The 16,322-nt window shown below is 62.3% G+C and carries 14 protein-coding genes; 8 read left to right on the top strand and 6 right to left on the bottom strand.

Annotation, left to right across the window (positions count from 1 at the left end; translation table 11 throughout):
• Positions 1–17: 17 nt before the first annotated feature.
• From DWV00_RS17800 to DWV00_RS17815, 4 genes are all read right to left on the bottom strand, one after another.
• Positions 18–1,637, bottom strand: coding sequence for an ABC transporter substrate-binding protein (locus tag DWV00_RS17800; RefSeq protein WP_115534912.1), 1,620 nt, complete (start codon positions 1,635–1,637; stop codon positions 18–20).
• Between the two features lie 112 nt (positions 1,638–1,749).
• Complete coding sequence (locus tag DWV00_RS17805; protein ID WP_115534913.1) at positions 1,750–3,027, bottom strand: NAD(P)/FAD-dependent oxidoreductase; 1,278 nt, start codon at positions 3,025–3,027, stop codon at positions 1,750–1,752.
• A 98-nt stretch (positions 3,028–3,125) separates the two neighbouring features.
• On the bottom strand, positions 3,126–3,794 hold the full coding sequence (locus tag DWV00_RS17810; protein ID WP_115534914.1) for a haloacid dehalogenase type II: 669 nt from the start codon (positions 3,792–3,794) through the stop codon (positions 3,126–3,128).
• A gap of 200 nt (positions 3,795–3,994) precedes the next feature.
• Positions 3,995–5,473 (bottom strand): aldehyde dehydrogenase family protein, encoded by a 1,479-nt coding sequence (locus DWV00_RS17815; RefSeq protein ID WP_115534915.1) that lies wholly within the window; start codon positions 5,471–5,473, stop codon positions 3,995–3,997.
• A gap of 324 nt (positions 5,474–5,797) precedes the next feature.
• On the opposite strand from DWV00_RS17815, the gene DWV00_RS17820 reads away from it, so the two are divergent.
• The 8 genes from DWV00_RS17820 to DWV00_RS17855 all read left to right on the top strand — a co-directional run bounded on the left by DWV00_RS17820 (position 5,798) and on the right by DWV00_RS17855 (position 15,403).
• Positions 5,798–6,658 carry a GNAT family N-acetyltransferase gene (locus tag DWV00_RS17820; RefSeq protein WP_115534916.1) on the top strand — a complete coding sequence of 287 codons (861 nt, stop codon included), beginning with the start codon at positions 5,798–5,800 and terminating at the stop codon, positions 6,656–6,658.
• 12 nt (positions 6,659–6,670) lie between these two features.
• Positions 6,671–7,597, top strand: a complete 927-nt coding sequence (locus DWV00_RS17825) for a 2-hydroxyacid dehydrogenase (RefSeq protein WP_115534917.1) — start codon at positions 6,671–6,673, stop codon at positions 7,595–7,597.
• A gap of 161 nt (positions 7,598–7,758) precedes the next feature.
• A complete protein-coding gene (locus DWV00_RS17830; RefSeq protein ID WP_115534918.1) occupies positions 7,759–9,156 on the top strand; it encodes an aspartate aminotransferase family protein in 1,398 nt (465 codons plus the stop codon).
• A 40-nt stretch (positions 9,157–9,196) separates the two neighbouring features.
• The gene (locus DWV00_RS17835) at positions 9,197–9,688 is read left to right on the top strand and encodes an Lrp/AsnC family transcriptional regulator (RefSeq protein WP_115534919.1); all 492 of its coding nucleotides are present in this window, start codon (positions 9,197–9,199) and stop codon (positions 9,686–9,688) included.
• A 142-nt stretch (positions 9,689–9,830) separates the two neighbouring features.
• Complete coding sequence (locus DWV00_RS17840; RefSeq protein ID WP_115534920.1) at positions 9,831–10,919, top strand: tartrate dehydrogenase; 1,089 nt, start codon at positions 9,831–9,833, stop codon at positions 10,917–10,919.
• 123 nt (positions 10,920–11,042) lie between these two features.
• Complete coding sequence (locus tag DWV00_RS17845; RefSeq protein WP_115534921.1) at positions 11,043–12,515, top strand: NAD-dependent succinate-semialdehyde dehydrogenase; 1,473 nt, start codon at positions 11,043–11,045, stop codon at positions 12,513–12,515.
• Between the two features lie 58 nt (positions 12,516–12,573).
• Positions 12,574–14,406 carry a DUF3857 domain-containing protein gene (locus tag DWV00_RS17850; RefSeq protein ID WP_115534922.1) on the top strand — a complete coding sequence of 611 codons (1,833 nt, stop codon included), beginning with the start codon at positions 12,574–12,576 and terminating at the stop codon, positions 14,404–14,406.
• A 172-nt stretch (positions 14,407–14,578) separates the two neighbouring features.
• The gene (locus tag DWV00_RS17855; RefSeq protein WP_115534923.1) at positions 14,579–15,403 is read left to right on the top strand and encodes an isocitrate lyase/PEP mutase family protein; all 825 of its coding nucleotides are present in this window, start codon (positions 14,579–14,581) and stop codon (positions 15,401–15,403) included.
• A gap of 6 nt (positions 15,404–15,409) precedes the next feature.
• Here the strand turns inward: DWV00_RS17855 and DWV00_RS33705 are convergent, their stop codons facing one another.
• On the bottom strand, positions 15,410–15,589 hold the full coding sequence (locus DWV00_RS33705) for a hypothetical protein (protein WP_147297920.1): 180 nt from the start codon (positions 15,587–15,589) through the stop codon (positions 15,410–15,412).
• Between the two features lie 272 nt (positions 15,590–15,861).
• Positions 15,862–16,176, bottom strand: a complete 315-nt coding sequence (locus DWV00_RS33710) for a hypothetical protein (RefSeq protein ID WP_147297921.1) — start codon at positions 16,174–16,176, stop codon at positions 15,862–15,864.
• Between the last annotated feature and the right edge of the window lie 146 nt (positions 16,177–16,322).

Raw genomic sequence — 16,322 nt, forward strand, 5'->3', positions numbered from 1 at the left:
GCATCAAGCGGCAAACATCAAGCCTCGAGCCAAACGTGCTCGGCGAACATGAAGCCCATCAACCCGGCGAGCGGAACCGATCCAAGGCCCTGCAGCTTCGACGTATGCCCATCCAGCGAGCTCAGGAACATCGGGATGCCAACTCCGCCCTTCTCGTGTACGAGCACTTGCATGTCGCCGTAGATCTTCTTGCGCTTGGCTTCATCGGGCTCGCTGCGCGCGGCAATCAGCATTTGGTCGAACTGCGGGTCCTTCCAATTGGCCTCGTTCCAAGGTGCGTTCGAGGCGAAGAACTGTGTGAACAGCATGTCGGCGGTCGGCCGGGCGTTGATGTTGCCGTAGCTGAGCGGGTGCTTCATCCAGTGATTCGACCAATAGCCGTCGGCGGGCACGCGCATCACCTGCAAGTTCAAGCCCGCCTGCGGCGCCGCTTGTTGCAGCAACATAGCCATATCGACCGAGCCATCGGCGGCCGGCGAGGCGAACACCTGCATCGGCGTGCTGCCGAGGTTCGCTTTCTTGAAGTAGAACTTAGCCTTGTCCGGATCGAACTTGCGTTGCGGCAAGCCGGCGAAGTAGTACTTGTTGGTCGGATCGATCGGCTGATCGTTGCCGATCGCACCATACCCCTGAAATACGGCCTGACGCATTTGCTCGCGATTCTGCAAGTGCATGAGGCCGAGGCGGAAGTCCTGGTTGCCCGAAATGCCGCCCTGGTCGCGCATGATGAGGTCCGTGTACTGGCCGGTCTTCGTTTCGAGCACGGTGTAGCCGGGCGTGCCCTTGATGCGGCCGGCCGATTGCGGCGTCAGCGCGTTGATCAGCTGCACGTCGCCCGACAACAACGCGTTCACACGTGCCGATTCGTCGCCGATGCCGATCAATTCGATCTCGTCGAGGTGCGGAAGACCCGGCTTCCAATAGTGGTCGTTCTTGACGACGACCGTATGCACGCCGGGCTGAAACTCCTTAAGCTTGAAGGGACCGGTGCCCACCGCCGTCGTCGCGAAATCCTTCGTGCCGTCCTTGACGATCAGGAAGTGCGCGTCGGCCAGGATTACGGGCAGGTCGGCATTCGGGCCTGTAAGCGTGATCGTGACTTCGTTCGGCCCCGTCGCCTTGACGTCGCTGATCTGATCGGCCAAGGTCTTCGCTTTCGAAGCCGTTGCCGGATCCTTGTGCCGCATCAGCGAATAGACGACGTCGGCCGGCGCAAGCGGCTTGCCGTCATGGAATTGCACGCCCGAGCGCAGCTTCACGACCCAAACCTTGGCATCCTTCGTGTCGAACGACGTCGCGAGCGCCATCTGCGCGCCAAGGTGCGCATCGAGTTCCGTCAAGCCGCTGTAAATCATGTTGCAGCGGACATAGTCCGTTCCGAGCGCGCCTTTCGCGGGATCGAGCGTATCGGCCGTCGACGACGATTGTGTCGCCACGCGAATCTTGCCGCCCTGCTTCGGTTTCGTTTGCGCGTGCGCCGCCATGCTGGTAACGAGCAGCCCGCCGCCCGTGACGCTCACGAGGCCCGCGGCGACGAGCGCGCGCAGCGCGTCACGCCGCGAGGTACCCTTCGCGGTCAACTGTTCGAGTGTGGTCTCGGACGCAACGGCACCGTATTGTGAGGTGTCCTTTTTCATTGAACTTCTCCGCGAGGTAAGCCAAGGGTGGCGAATGAATAATGGGCGTGAGACGAAGGTTTCCGATGCCTGCGTCGTCACGACACTGCGGTATTACGCTTGCTAGACCCAATCAATAAAACACATCCTTGATGCGGTAGTAGGTTCCGACGATCGGCAAGAACCAGGGCTTGCCCGTGTGCCCCGGGATCGCGGGCCACGCAAAGTCGCGCCACGGGTTGGCGTCGTCGCGCCCGCCTATGACGTCGGCCATCACCTGGCCCATGTGCGTCGACATCTGCGTGCCGTGGCCGCTATAGCCCATCGAGAAATAGAGGCCATCGTGCTGTCCGGCCCTCGGCAAACGATCGGCCGTCATGTCGACCAGACCGCCCCAGCAATAGTCGATGCGAGTCCGCGCAAGCTCCGGAAATAGCTCGACCAGATTGCGCTGCAGGATGCGGCCGCTTTTCTCGTCGGACGGTTGCTCGGAAGCTGTAAAGCGAGCCCGACCGCCGAATACGAGCCTGTCGTCCGCCGTCAGGCGGAAGTAGTTGTGCATGAGCCGGGTCGTCGTATAAGCACGCCGGTTCGGAAACAGGCGCGCAACGACGTCGGCCCCCAACGGCTCGGTCACGATGATGAACGAGCCGATCGGTGCGATACGCCGCCGGTACCAGGAGAACGGGCCGTGTTTCGACGGGCCCGTGGCGATCAAGACGTTCGTCGCCGTCAATTCGCCGCGGGCGGAAGCGACGCGATAGCCGCCCCCGCTCTGCTTGACGATCGCCGAGACCGGCGCGTGTTCATAGAGCGTTGCGCCATGACGGCGCGCCGCTTGCGCGAGCCCCACCGCGAACTTGCCCATGTGCATTTGCCCGCCGTGGCGCTGCAGCAAACCGCCGTAGAAGCGGTCCGACTGGACTTCTTCACCGATTCGCACACCATCGATGAGTTCGATGTTCTGATCGACTTCTCTGTAAATCAGGTCGGCCGTCTTCGCCAAATGCTCGTAATGGTGCGGCTTCGAAGCGAGCTTGAGCTTGCCGGATGCGAGGTAGTCGCAGTCGATCGATTCCTCATGAATGAGCCGCTCCACGGTATCGACGGCCGACGCGTAAGCCAGGTAGCAGCGGCGCGCGCGCTCGAGCCCAAGCTGTCCGATCAGCGCGCCGAAATCTTGGGCAACACCCGTGTTGACCTGCCCGCCGTTCCGGCCCGAGGCGCCCCCGCCGATCCGCCCCGCATCGAGCAGCGCCACGCTCGCCCCGCGCCGCGCCAGCGCGAGCGCGGCCGAGAGCCCCGTGAAGCCGCCGCCGATAACGGCAACGTCCACACGTCCCTGCACGGCGGCGTCATCGCCGAACGATGCGATGGGCGCGGTATCGAGCCAGTAGGACTCGAGCTTCATCGTGGCTTTCCTCGATCGATGTCGGATGGGTTCGACGAATGGGCTTGCGGTGCGGTGCTTGCGTAGGCTCGCGCTCGTTCGTCTTAGAGTTCTTAAAGTTAAAGACCCAGCATCGACGCCAGATGCGGAATGTCGTCGGCCTCGTAATACTCGTAGTACGGCGTCGACGGCTCATGCCCGCGCTTGATGAAGGCCTTGTGCTTGATGCCGAGGTCGTGCGCCGTCATGAGGTCGTAGCGCAGGCTCGACGACACGTGCAGGACGTCTTCGGGATTGCAATTGAGCTGATCGAACATGTATTCGAAGCCCTGCATGCGCGGCTTGTACGATTGCGCCTGCTGGGCCGTGAAGACGGCATGAAACGGAGCGCCGAGCTTGTCGACGTTGCTTTGGATCTGATCGTCCGACGCGTTCGACAGAATCACCAGCTTGTACTTCTTGGCGAGACGAGAAAGGCCTTCCGGAACGTCGGGATGCGGGCCCCAGGTCGGAACGGCCAGATAGATGCTCTCGGCCTTGGCCTCGTCGAACGGCACGCCTACTTTTTCGCAGGCGCGGCGGAATGCATTGACGACGACGTCGCGGTAGGGTTTCCAAGCACCCAGCACTTCGTCGCGGCGATAGCCGGCGAAGAACCGGACGAGACTTTCGAGCTTGGCGGAATCGAGTTCCTTGCCGTACAGCTCGCGCGTCATGTCGGCCATGCGGAATCGGATCAGCGTGCCGTAGCAGTCGAAAGTGATGTATTTCGGCTCGAAGTCGATCATCTCAGTGCATCCTCAAGTAGGTTCTTCAACTGATTAACAAGCTAACTAACAAGCCGCCGCGCCATCCATGCGAAAGCTCGCGTCGTAAAAACATTAAATCAATGCAAAAACAAAGATGTCTCTGATTTGGATGGCGGCCGTGACATAAACCGCGCGTTCTGCACCGGGCCGACAGCAGAGTCTGCGGCGGCCCAAGCGCATCAGCCGTCGACGTCGATCAACACGCTCTTGAACCGCAAATTGGCCTCGTAGGCTTCCTTGCCGAGGTCCTTGCCGATGCCCGAACGCTTGTAGCCGCCCGTCGGAATGATGAAATCGTTGCTCCGGCCATAGCGGTTGACCCAGACCGTGCCGGCTTCGAGCTTGCGCACGAATCGCATGGCCCGGCCGATATCGGCCGTGTGCACGCCCGCCGCGAGGCCATAGTCGGCATGGCTCGCGAGCGCAAGCCCCTCTTCTTCGGAATCGAAAGTCTGCAGCGTCAACACGGGGCCGAAGATCTCCTCCCGCACCGCGACGGACTCGGACGTGACGCCTTCGATGATCGTCGGCGCGTAGTAGGCGCCCGCGGCGTCGGCCTCCGCACGTGCACCGCCGCATCGCGCTCGTGCGCCGGCATCGAGCGCCGCACGAACGATCGCGTCGATTCGCTGAGCTTGGCCGTTGGAGACGATCGGAGAAAGCGTCGCGTGCGGGCTCCATGTCGCGCCGGCCGTCAATCCTCCGAAGATTCGCTCGATGCGCTCGGCCAGTTGCTCGGCAATCCCGCGTTCGACGATCAAGCGCGTGCCCGCCACGCAAACTTGCCCCGCGTTGGTCGTCACCGCCTTCGCAATGCGGCTCGCCACATCGTCGATACGCGGCGCATCGGCAAAGACGATCTGCGGACTCTTGCCGCCGAGTTCGAGCGTCACGGGTTTCGTGCCCGAATGCGCGCAGGCCGCCATGATGGCGGCACCCGTGCGCGTGGAGCCCGTGAACGTGACCTTGCCGATCAGCGGATGCCGCACGAGCGCGTCGCCGGTCGTGCGGCCATCGCCTTGAACCACGTTGAAGATACCGGCCGGCACGCCTGCCTCGATCGCGAGTTCGGCCAAGCGCAGCACCGAGAACGGGGTCATCTCGGAGGGCTTCAAGACGACGGCGTTCCCCGCGGCGAGCGCCGGCGCGATCTTCCACGAAGCCATGACGAGCGGAAAATTCCACGGCGCGATCGCACCGATGACGCCATAAGGCTCGGCGATCGTCATGCCGAGATGGCCATGATCGGTCGCGGCTACCTGGCCGCCGATCTTGTCGGCGAACTCCGCGTAGAAGCGGATGCCTTCCGCGCTATAGGGCACGTCCCAGGCAAACGCGTCGCGGACGGACCTTGTCGACCCGAGTGCCTCGAGCGGCGCCAGCGTCGCGGCATCGGCCGCGACCAGATCGGCAAAGCGGCGCAGAATGCGCGCGCGTTCGCGCGGCGCCATCGTGGCCCAGCCGCTTCTGCGCCAAGCATGCTCAGCGTTTTCGACAGCATGCGCGACAAGGCTCTCGTCGCCGAGCGGGAGCGAAGCGTAGACTTCGGCGTCCGACGGCCGCGCAACGTCGAGCGTCGGCCCCCGCGTCTCCACATATTCGCCGCCGATGAAATGCGCGCTGCGAACGGAGATCGCGCTGGGATCGAAGCTGTTCATAGAGACACCCTCCCTCGTCGAGCGTCGGGGCCACGGGACATCCGTTGCCTGTCCGCTCCATGCGAAACATCGTACGGCCGGCGTCACAGCATATTTCGCCGAACAAATTGCGCGGACCGCACGCCATGAGCGTCGTCATGCCGGGAACGAGCGAGATTGCACTGCACCAATATTCACGAACAGGTCCCATGGGGCGCCAAGCGCGTCTCAGGCGGCTCGGGCGCCGAAATGCAGCCGCTTCCGATGAAAAGATCGTCCTAGTCAGCCCACGCGCCGCATGACACAGTTCGTATCAATCAAGCCCACGCCCATCAGGGGGTACGCGTGTCCGACTCCATCCATTACAGGCGATTCACTCCGGCGGACATCGATGCCGCGCACGCACTGACCGTCGAACTGAAATGGCCGCATCGCGCGGAAGATTGGCAATTCGTCGCGAACATCGGCGGGGGATTCGTCGCCGAACGCGATTCGCGCGTGATCGGCACCGTGCTCTGCTGGAAGTACGGCGGACAAACGTCGTCGCTCGGCATGGTCATCGTTTCGCCGGCCCATCAGGGATACGGCATCGGACGGCGGCTCACCGAAATGGCGCTGGAAGAGCTAGGCCCCCGGGCAACCGTCCTCCACGCGACCCAGGCCGGGCGCCCGCTCTACGAGAAACTCGGCTTCGCGCCCGTCGGCACGCTCGATCAGCATCAGGGGGCCGCGCTGCAACCGCCGCTGATTGAGTTGCCGTCGCGCGAACGGCTGCGGCCCCTCGGCATCAACGACACGCCGCGGCTGGTCGAACTGGCCTCCCGCGCGAGCGGCCTCGATCGCACGTCGGTCCTGCCCCCGCTGCTCGATGCCGCCGAAGGCATCGGCCTCGACCGCGACGGCGAGTTGATCGGCTTTGCCCTCTTTCGCCGTTTCGGGCGCGGCCGGGCGATCGGCCCCGTCGTCGCGCCGCGCGACGAAGATCCCGTGCGGGCGAAGGCATTGATCGGACATTGGCTCGCATCGAACCCCGGTATGTTCATCCGCATCGACATGCCGGGCGAAAGCGGTCTGACCGAATGGCTCGAATCGCTCGGGCTCATACGAGTGGACAGCGTCGTCAAGATGACGCGCAACGCCGGGCAGATGCCGGCGCCCGACGCCGAGTTCGCGCAGTACGGCATCATCAATCAAGCGGTCTGCTGACCGGCCTCATGCATGTGCTTCCTCTATAAAGCCGATCCCGCTCGTGGCGCCGTGTGGGCCAAGCTGTTCGCCGAGCGCGCGCCGGAGATCCCTTTCAGGCTCTGGCCCGACCTCGGCGATCCCGCGCAAATCCGTTACCTCGCCGCTTGGCAGCCGCCCGACGATCCCGCGCATACGCTGCCGAATCTCGAAGTGCTGTTCTCGACGGGCGCGGGCATCGACCAGTTCGACCTTTCCTGCATTCCCCCGCATGTGCCCGTGGTCAGAATGATCGAACCCGGCATCGTCGAGGGCATGGTGGAGTACGTCACGCATGGCGTATTGACGATCCATCGGGATTTCTTCGACTACGCGGGCCAGCAGCGGGAGGCGACGTGGCGCGAGTTGCCCGTCCGGCCGGCCGCTTCGTGCCGAGTCGGCGTGCTCGGGCTCGGCATGCTGGGCAAGGCCGTGCTCGAACGGCTGCGCCTATTCGGGTTTGCCTGCGCGGGCTGGAGCCGATCGGCACACGCCATCGACGGCGTGCAATGCTATGCCGGCGAACAGGCGCTCGACGCCTTCCTCGCGCGGACCGACATCCTGGTTTGCCTGCTGCCGCTGACGCCGTCCACGCGCCATCTGCTCGATGCGCGCCTGCTCGGCAAGCTGCCGCGCGGCGCATCGCTGATCCAAACGGGGCGCGGCGCGCATCTGGTCCAAGAGGACCTGCTGCGATTGCTCGATGACGGGCACTTGCGCCATGCGCTGCTCGACGTGACGACGCCTGAGCCGCTTCCGTCCGATCATCCGTTTTGGACCCATCCTCGCGTGCGTATCACCCCGCATATCGCGAGTGCGACGCACCCCGAAACCGCGGTCGAATCCGTTCTGGAAAACCTGCGCCGGCATCGGTCGGGGCTGCCGATGATTGGCGAAATCGACCGTAGCCGCGGCTATTGACGCGCTGCGCGAGTCGATTTCCAGGGTCAGCAGAAAATGCTGACCGTCCGCATCAAAACGCGCGACGCACGCTTTTCAAGGGCTTTTTTCGGAGCGCGAAGCGAGGCCCGTCGCCGGTACTATGAATCGTCGTCGTTCAAACCTGCACGGGGCCCAATACCATGTCGATTTCCTCGCTCGTCGAAGCCGACCGCAAGCATCTCATTCATCCCGTCGTGAATTACCGCGCGCACGAGGCGCGCGGCGTCACGATCCTCGATTCGGCGCGCGGCTCGTTCGTGCGTGACGCCGAAGGCAACGAGCTGCTCGACGCATTCTCAGGGTTGTGGTGCGTCAACGTCGGATACGGGCAGCAAAGCGTCATCGATGCCGCCACCGAGCAGATGAAGAAGCTGCCGTACGCGACCGGATACTTCCACTTCGGATCCGAGCCTGCGATCGAACTCGCCGCGCAACTCGTCGAACGTTCGCCGGCCTCGCTTCAGCACGTGTATTTCACGCTCGGCGGCTCCGATGCCGTCGATTCCGCGGTGCGCTTCATCACGCATTACTTCAATGCGACGGGCCGGCCGCAAAAGAAGCAGTTCATCTCGCTCGAGCGCGGTTACCACGGCTCGTCGTCGGTCGGTTCAGGCTTGACCGCGCTGCCCGCCTTTCATCGGCATTTCGATCTGCCGCTGCCGAATCAGCATTACATCGCATCGCCCTACGCGTATCGCAGCGATTGTGCCGACGACGCAGCGCTCATTGCTGCATCGGTCTCCGCGCTGCAAGCGAAAGTCGCCGAACTCGGCGCGGATAACGTCGCGGCCTTCTTCTGCGAGCCGATTCAAGGGTCGGGCGGCGTCATCGTGCCGCCGGCGGGATGGCTCAAAGCGATGCGCGAGGCATGCCGCCGGCTCGGCATCCTGTTCGTCGTCGACGAAGTGATCACCGGATTCGGGCGCACCGGGCCCTTGTTCGCCTGCGAAGCCGAGAATGTGGATCCGGACTTGATGACGGTCGCGAAAGGGCTCACGGCCGGCTATGCCCCGATGGGCGCGGTGTTGATGTCCGACGAAATCTATCGCGGCATTGCCGATGCAAGCGGCGGCGCCGCGGTCGGCCATGGCTACACCTATTCCGCCCACCCGGTCAGCGCAGCGATCGGCCTCGAGGTCATGCGGCTTTATCACGAAGGCGGGCTGCTCGCCAATGGGCAAGCGCTGGCGCCGCGCTTCGCGCAAGGACTCGACGCCTTGCTCGAGCATCCGCTGGTGGGCGATTCGCGTCATCGTGGACTGCTCGGCGCACTCGAACTCGTTTCCGACAAGGACAGCAAAGCCGGCTTCGACGCCGCGCTGAAGCTGCCCGATCGCATCGCAGCTGCCGCCTATCGCAACCGCCTGATCTTCCGGGCGTTCGGCGACAACATCCTCGGCTTCGCGCCCGCCCTGTCCTACACGGCCGGCGAGTTCGACATGCTGTTCGAGCGGTTGCGGCGCACACTCGACGAAGTGCTTGCGGAGCCCGAGGTACGGGCTGCGCTCAATAGTAAAAAGCGCGCCGTCGCGTGCTAAAGTAACCGCTCGTTAGTAGCATGACTCGGGCGACAGTACGATGAGCGGCGATTGCAAGCTAGACCGGATTGACTTACGGATCCTCTCGCAACTTCAGAAGCGTGGACGCATTACGAACGTCGAGCTTGCCGACGCCGTCGGCTTGTCGCCGAGCCCTTGCTTGATTCGCGTCAAGCGCTTGGAGAAGGCCGGCTACATCATCGGCTACGGCGCGCAGATCCAGCTCGAAAAGCTCGGCGACGTGCAAATCGTGTTCACCGAAGTGACGCTTGCCGATCATCGCCGCGAGGATTTCATCCGCTTCGTGGCCGCGATCAAGGATGTCGACGAAATCATCGAATGCCATCTCGCGAGCGGCGGCTACGACTACCTGCTCAAGTTCGTGACGCGCAGCGTCAGCCATTATCAGAGCGTGATCGAAGGCCTGCTCGAGCGCGATATCGGCATCGAAAAGTATTTCAGCTACGTCATCATCAAATCGCCTTTCGTGAAAACGCACTATCCGCTCGAAGTGCTGTTCCCGCAGTCGTAATTCGTCATTAATTCATGGTTCGGTCGCGCGGCTTGGCGCGGCATCGCTCCACGCGCTTCATGAAATCGGCCTGCGCGGCCTTTAGGGCATCAGCGGCCGGTTTCTCGTTTCGCTCATTCGGCTTTCAGGAGGCAATTCCGTCATGGCTGGCACATATCGAATCGCCGTAATCCCCGGCGACGGCATCGGCACCGAGGTCATGCCCGAAGGTTTGCGCGTACTCGATGCGGCAACCCGCCGCTTCGGCATCTCGCTCGAATACGAGCACATCGACTGGGCAAGCTGCGATTACTACGAGAAGCACGGCCAGATGATGCCGGACGACTGGAAAGCCCAGCTCTCGCGCTGCGATGCGATCTTGTTCGGCGCGGTGGGATGGCCCGAGAAGGTACCCGACCATATTTCGCTCTGGGGCTCGCTGCTCAAATTCCGGCGCGAGTTCGACCAATACATCAATCTGCGGCCGGCGCGGCTGTTCGAGGGCGTGCCCTCGCCGCTGGCTGGGCGCAAGGCGGGCGACATCGACTTCTGGATCGTTCGCGAGAACACCGAGGGCGAATACTCGTCCGTCGGCGGCGTGATGTTCGCCGGCACGGACAAAGAGTTCGTCGTGCAGGAATCGATCTTCACTCGGCGCGGCAGCGAGCGCGTGCTGAAGTTCGCATTCGATCTGGCCCAGCAGCGCGCCAAGAAGAAGCTGACCGTGGCCACGAAAAGCAACGGGATCGCGATCAGCATGCCCTGGTGGGACGAGCGCGCGACCGAAATCGCCACCGCTTACCCCGACGTGAAGTGGGACAAGCAGCACATCGACATTCTTTGCGCACGCTTCGTGCTCAATCCCGATCGCTTCGACGTGGTCGTGGCGACGAATCTGTTCGGCGACATTCTTTCGGATCTCGGCCCGGCCTGCACGGGCACGATTGGATTGGCGCCATCGGCCAACCTCAATCCCGATAGGACGTTTCCTTCGCTGTTCGAACCCGTGCATGGGTCTGCGCCCGATATCGCCGGCAAGCAGATCGCCAATCCGATCGCCATGATCTGGTCGGCCGCGATGATGCTCGACTTCCTCGGGCATCACGGCGGTAAGGAACGCGAAGCACACGATGCCATCCTCGCCGCCATCGAATCGACGCTGAAGGAAGGCCCTCGCACGGGCGATCTGGGCGGGAGCGCCAAGACCGATGAAGTGGGCAAGGCGATCGCCGAGCGAGTGGCGAACGTCTAGCAGGCGTCCAGCGCGGTACGCGCTCTGTGTCCGACGGACGTCCTAATCGGTGTCCGGAGTACGGGCACGCATCGAGCATGGAGCGATACCGCAATTACCGACAAGCACGCAGGAGCATCGAACATGACGCGTACCTTTGCGCCGGAAGAATTGATTCGCACGGAAAACTTCATCGGCGGGCGCTGGGTGCCCGCCTCTGACGGCGCGCGGTTCGCCGTGACCGATCCCGCGGACGGCAAGCTGATTGCGGAGGTGGCCGATAGCCACGTCGCCGATGCGCGCGCGGCCACCGATGCGGCCGCGGCTGCCCTGCCCGCCTGGCGCGAGACGCTGCCCAAGGAGCGGGCCGAGATCCTGCGCCGCTGGCATGCCCTGATCGTCGCGAATCAAGACGCACTCGGCGCGCTGATCTCCCGCGAGCAAGGCAAGCCGCTGTCCGAGGGGCGCGGCGAGGTTGCTTATGGCGCGTCGTACGTCGCGTGGTTCGCGGAAGAAGCGACGCGTGTCTACGGCGATTTGATTCCGCAACAGCATCGCGGCAAGCGGATGAGCGCGATCAAGGAACCGATCGGGATCGTTGCCGCCATTACGCCCTGGAATTTTCCGCTCGCGATGATCGCGCGCAAGATCGCGCCCGCGCTGGCCGTAGGATGCACGGTCATCGGCAAGCCCGCCGAAGATACGCCGCTCACTGCCTCCGCACTCGTGCTGCTCGCACAGGAAGCCGGCGTGCCGCCGGGCGTGCTGAACCTCATCACCGCATCGCGTGGAAGAGGCATCGATGCCGTCGGCGATTGGCTGCAAGATGGGCGCGTGCGCAAGATCACGTTCACGGGCTCGACCGCGGTCGGCAAACATTTGGCCCGCGAATCGGCCGGCACGCTCAAAAAGCTCTCGCTCGAGTTGGGCGGCAATGCGCCGTTCATCGTATTCGACGATGCCGATCTCGATGCCGCGGTGGCCGGGTTGCTCGTTTCGAAGTTTCGCAATGGCGGGCAGACCTGCGTTTGCCCGAATCGCGTGTTCGTGCAGGCCGGCGTCTATGAACGCTTCACGGCACTGCTGGCCGAGCGGGTGAGCGCGATGAAAGTCGGCCCCGCCAGCGATGCCTCGACACAAATCGGGCCGATGATCAATTCGAAGGCGGTCGATAAAATCGCTCGCCATGTCGACGATGCGCTCACGCATGGCGCCCGGGTGGTGACGGGCGGCAAGCGGCTCCCGGAACTCGGGCCCAACTTCTATGCGCCGACCGTCCTCGCCGATGCCAATTCGAGTATGTTGCTGTGCGGTGAAGAGACATTCGGCCCCGTCGTCCCGCTGTTTCGCTTCGAGGACGAACGACAGGCCATTGAAGAGGCCAACGCCACGCCGTACGGGCTTGCTTCGTATTTCTACAGCAACGACATGAAGCGCATCGAGCGCGTTTCGCGGGCGCTCGAAACGGGCCTGGTGGGGATCAACGAAGGCGCAATCTCGAGCGAAGCCGCGCCGTTCGGCGGTGTCAAGGAATCGGGGTATGGCAGAGAAGGTTCCAAGTACGGGCTCGACGATTATTTGTCGATCAAGTATTTGTGCCAGGGGAATTTGGTTTGATGCTTGATTGCTATAGATGAACGAGAAACAGATAAAAAGAATTTTCGTTGTCTCGGGGATGGCGCTCGCAAGCAGCCTCGCGCACGCCTCGGCGTTCCAGCCGGATCTTACCGTGCTGTCGGACGACATCGCCTACGATGTCCATGCCGACGGCACGTTCACCGATGTCGAGACGGAAAGCATTCGCATCGATACGAAAGGCGGCGCTTTGCAAGCCGCTCAGATCCCGCTGCTATACAGTAAGACGCTGCAGGATCTTACAGTCGAGGAAGCCTACACCACGACTCCGGACGGCAAACGAATCGACGTCACGCCCGACCGCATCTTCGAGCAGCAAAGCAGCGAAAACGCGGACGCATCGTCTTTTGACGATGGCCGCCTCACGACGGTGATGTTTCCCGCTCTCGAAGTCGGCGCAACGGTGACGCTTCGCACGCGTCGAACCGAGCGCGTACCGCTTTTCCCAGGACAGTTTTCCGCGACAGAGCATTTCCGCAACGAGCGCGCGTTCAAGTCGGCCACTGTCACGGTACGTGCGCCGTCCACATTGAAGCTTTATGTCGATGCCGTGGGAATGTCCGGCGGACGCGCCGAATCCGGGAGCGCGGATACACAGATCTGGCACTGGTCGCTCAGCGATACCCCCGCGCATGCACAGGAACTTGGGTCAGTCTTCGTGACCGACGTTAGCCCGCGCGTGGCCGTAACGACATTCCCCAGCTATGCGGCGCTCGGCGCCGCCTATCTGAAGCGGGCCGAGCCTAAGGCTGCCGTGACGCCCGCGATCCGGACCCTGGCCGATCGGCTGACCGAAGGCGTCTCCGATCCCAAGGTCCAGGCCGAGCGTATCTACGACTGGGTCAGCACGCATATCCGCTATGACGCGTTCAACCTCGGCGCCGGAGGCATCGTGCCGCACGATGCCGACTCGGTGCTGAAAAATGAATTCGGCGATTGCAAGGACCATGCGACCCTTCTGCAGGCGCTGCTGGCTGCGAAGGGAATTCGTAGTGCTCCGGTGCTCGTGAACGACGGCGAAGCGTATTGGCTTCCCAAAGCAGCGGCGCCCCTTGCGGTGTTCAACCATGTCATGACCTACCTGCCCGATCTGAAGACCTACGCCGATACGACCACCGGCGTCGCGCGTTTCGGCACCTTGTCCTACAACGAGCTGGGCAAGCCGGCATTGGTCACGGACAACGGTATGGGCAACGCGGAGGTCGTTACATTGCCTACCCTCGATGCAAATAGCAGCGGCGAAGTCACGACGCTGCACGTCACGCTCGAAAGCAACGGCGATCTGAACGGCACCGCAGAAGTGGAACCCAAGGGCACCATGGAGTGGGTTTCACGGAAAATCTTCTCGTCGTTCGCTCCCATCGCCGCGCGTCAAGTTGCAAAGTCGACACTGTCATACAACGGAGAGAAAGGGACGGGCGACTACCATCACGGCGACGTGTACGACCTGAGCCAGCCATTCGTGTACCAAAGCGAATTTCAGGTACCGCAATATGCGCGGTTTCCGGGTCCCGGCGCGATTCAGGTGCCTTTAGGCACGAACGGATTCGGCAACATCGCGTCTATATTTCCATTCTTCGAACCGGAAACGTGCGACTTTGCCATGCCGTTTCCCAACCGCCACGTCGTCGAAACAACGATCCTCACGTTGCCCGATGGCGTCAAGCCTACCAGCTTGCCACTCTCGGTCGATATTGCATCGCCGCTCGGCGCCTATCGATCGAGCTATGCTTTCCACGATGGCGTCGTTACGGTCATTCGCGATCTGACGATCTCCCATCCAGGCGTGTTGGTGCAGCCCGATCAGTATCCGGCGCTGAGAAAGATGGCACTTGCCGTGCAGCGTGACTTCCATAGCCGGATTACCTACTAAGAGGCCGTCGACATACCTCCCGCAGCCGTCATTCAAGCGGGAGGTGCACCTGCCGAGTTCGCCAATGTCAACGCGGCAATGCGAGTATGCTGCTGTGCGATGAAGAGACGTTCGGCCCTCGATCGAATTCTTGTGTCGGGGGAATCTGGCCATCTGACTTAGGAGCCTCGTTATGCCGCGTACCACCGCCGAAAAACGCGCTGCGTTCCGCGCCTTGCATGCAACCGGTTGTTTCATGCTGCCCAATCCCTGGGATGTGGGTAGCGCGCGCTATTTGGCGCACGCGGGCTTCGAGGCGATCGCCACCACGAGTTCGGGATACGCATGGTCGACAGGACGCGCCGATAATCATGTGACCCGCGACGACGTTCTCGCGCATCTGCGCGTCATCGTCGCGGCCACCGATCTGCCGGTCAACGCAGACTTCGAAAACGGCTTTGGAGATGATCCAGCCGGCGTCGCCGAAAGCGTCAAGCTTGCGGTGGCCACCGGCGTGGCAGCCCTTTCGATCGAGGATTCCACCGGCAACGACTCCGAGCCGCAGTTTCCGCTCGAGATCGCGGTGGCTCGGATCGCGGCAGCGCGTCGCGCGATCGACGAGACCGGCGGCGATACGCTGCTCGTCGGCCGCGCTGAGCATTTCGTTGCGAACCCTCCCGATCTGAACGACACGCTCACTCGTTTGAAGGCCTACGCGGAAGCCGGTGCGGACTGTCTGTACGCGCCGGGTATCAGCACGCGCGAGGAGATCGAGGCCGTCGTCGCCGCGGTCGCACCCAAGCCCGTGAACGTTCTGATCGGCTCGGCCTCGGCCTTTACGCTGCAGGATCTCGCCAAGCTCGGCGTGCGTCGCGTCAGCGTCGGCGGCGCGCTCGCGCGCTCAGCTTGGGGCGGCTTCATGCGCGCGGCGCAATCGCTTTCGCAAGGGCGTTTCGACGGCTTTGCCGAAGCCGCATCGGGCGCGGAACTCAATAAGCTGTTTCTCGGAGAAGCCTAAGATCGATCAATTACTCAACCTATTTGCCACCAGCATGGAGACAAAACCGCTCATGCCGCACAAAAGCGCAAAGGGAAGCCAGCCATCGCCAAGGTGAGCAGCCTTCAATACAATGCGACCGACCCCCATACAGATAAATGTGACCAAAAAAAATGCCAAGCAGTACGCAGTCTTCGATTTTTTCATATTTATTCGACGCAACCAGTTTTAATAGTTGATATTTTTATGGACCAAACCCTCAACTACATGCTTCGCGAACTCGACCACATAGCTAACGAAACGTGAATTCAGGATGTAGCGAGCAATAAAAATTGTCAATAGGTTGCAGTCGCCCCACCCCGCATTGACCACCTTAAATCGATTGTCTGTCGATGAGGTGTTTGGGATAGGGTACCCTCTTCCGGCCGAGATCGGCCGCCCAACTCGCACGTTTCCAATCGGGAATCGGCGCGCCTAGCTCACCGCCGCCACGGCCAGAGCGATAACCCTGCTGCCAAGATAGCGTCGCCCGTTCCGCGAGCTCGAGCGCTTTCACCCCGTCTTCGATACTCGTGCGAACTGGCGTCGTTGATCGTCAGAATTTCGATTCCCGCTTCTTCGCCCATCTCCCGGATTTCAAGGGGTGACGTGCCGTCGACGATTTCGACACCGGGAAGGTCGTTGCGGATCTCGATCGCCCCGACTTCGAGTTGCCGGCTCAACAACAGGAATTCGGCAAACGGCAGCCGCGGCGCGCTCATTCGATTCAGGGAAAATTGCAATGCGACGGTCATTGATTGTCTCCAGTGAATGCGTTGTTCGATGTGAGAAAGGTAAGTGACCGATTGACGTGCCTCAACGAAAAGATTGATGATTTATCGTCAACGGTAAAAGGCGCGAAACGCGCGGCTGCCGTTGCTGCAATGCGCCACGCAGGTGG

Origin of the sequence: Trinickia dinghuensis (assembly GCF_003367175.1) — a bacterium.
GTDB classification, from domain to species: Bacteria; Pseudomonadota; Gammaproteobacteria; order Burkholderiales; family Burkholderiaceae; genus Trinickia; species Trinickia dinghuensis.

Coding starts and splice junctions, on each gene's coding strand:
- DWV00_RS17800 (WP_115534912.1), bottom strand. CDS start 1,637: ATGAAAAAGGACACCTCACAATACGGTGCCGTTGCGTCCGAGACCACA.
- DWV00_RS17805 (WP_115534913.1), bottom strand. CDS start 3,027: ATGAAGCTCGAGTCCTACTGGCTCGATACCGCGCCCATCGCATCGTTC.
- DWV00_RS17810 (WP_115534914.1), bottom strand. CDS start 3,794: ATGATCGACTTCGAGCCGAAATACATCACTTTCGACTGCTACGGCACG.
- DWV00_RS17815 (WP_115534915.1), bottom strand. CDS start 5,473: ATGAACAGCTTCGATCCCAGCGCGATCTCCGTTCGCAGCGCGCATTTC.
- DWV00_RS17825 (WP_115534917.1), top strand. CDS start 6,671: ATGTGCTTCCTCTATAAAGCCGATCCCGCTCGTGGCGCCGTGTGGGCC.
- DWV00_RS17830 (WP_115534918.1), top strand. CDS start 7,759: ATGTCGATTTCCTCGCTCGTCGAAGCCGACCGCAAGCATCTCATTCAT.
- DWV00_RS17835 (WP_115534919.1), top strand. CDS start 9,197: ATGAGCGGCGATTGCAAGCTAGACCGGATTGACTTACGGATCCTCTCG.
- DWV00_RS17840 (WP_115534920.1), top strand. CDS start 9,831: ATGGCTGGCACATATCGAATCGCCGTAATCCCCGGCGACGGCATCGGC.
- DWV00_RS17845 (WP_115534921.1), top strand. CDS start 11,043: ATGACGCGTACCTTTGCGCCGGAAGAATTGATTCGCACGGAAAACTTC.
- DWV00_RS17850 (WP_115534922.1), top strand. CDS start 12,574: ATGGCGCTCGCAAGCAGCCTCGCGCACGCCTCGGCGTTCCAGCCGGAT.
- DWV00_RS17855 (WP_115534923.1), top strand. CDS start 14,579: ATGCCGCGTACCACCGCCGAAAAACGCGCTGCGTTCCGCGCCTTGCAT.
- DWV00_RS33705 (WP_147297920.1), bottom strand. CDS start 15,589: ATGAAAAAATCGAAGACTGCGTACTGCTTGGCATTTTTTTTGGTCACA.
- DWV00_RS33710 (WP_147297921.1), bottom strand. CDS start 16,176: ATGACCGTCGCATTGCAATTTTCCCTGAATCGAATGAGCGCGCCGCGG.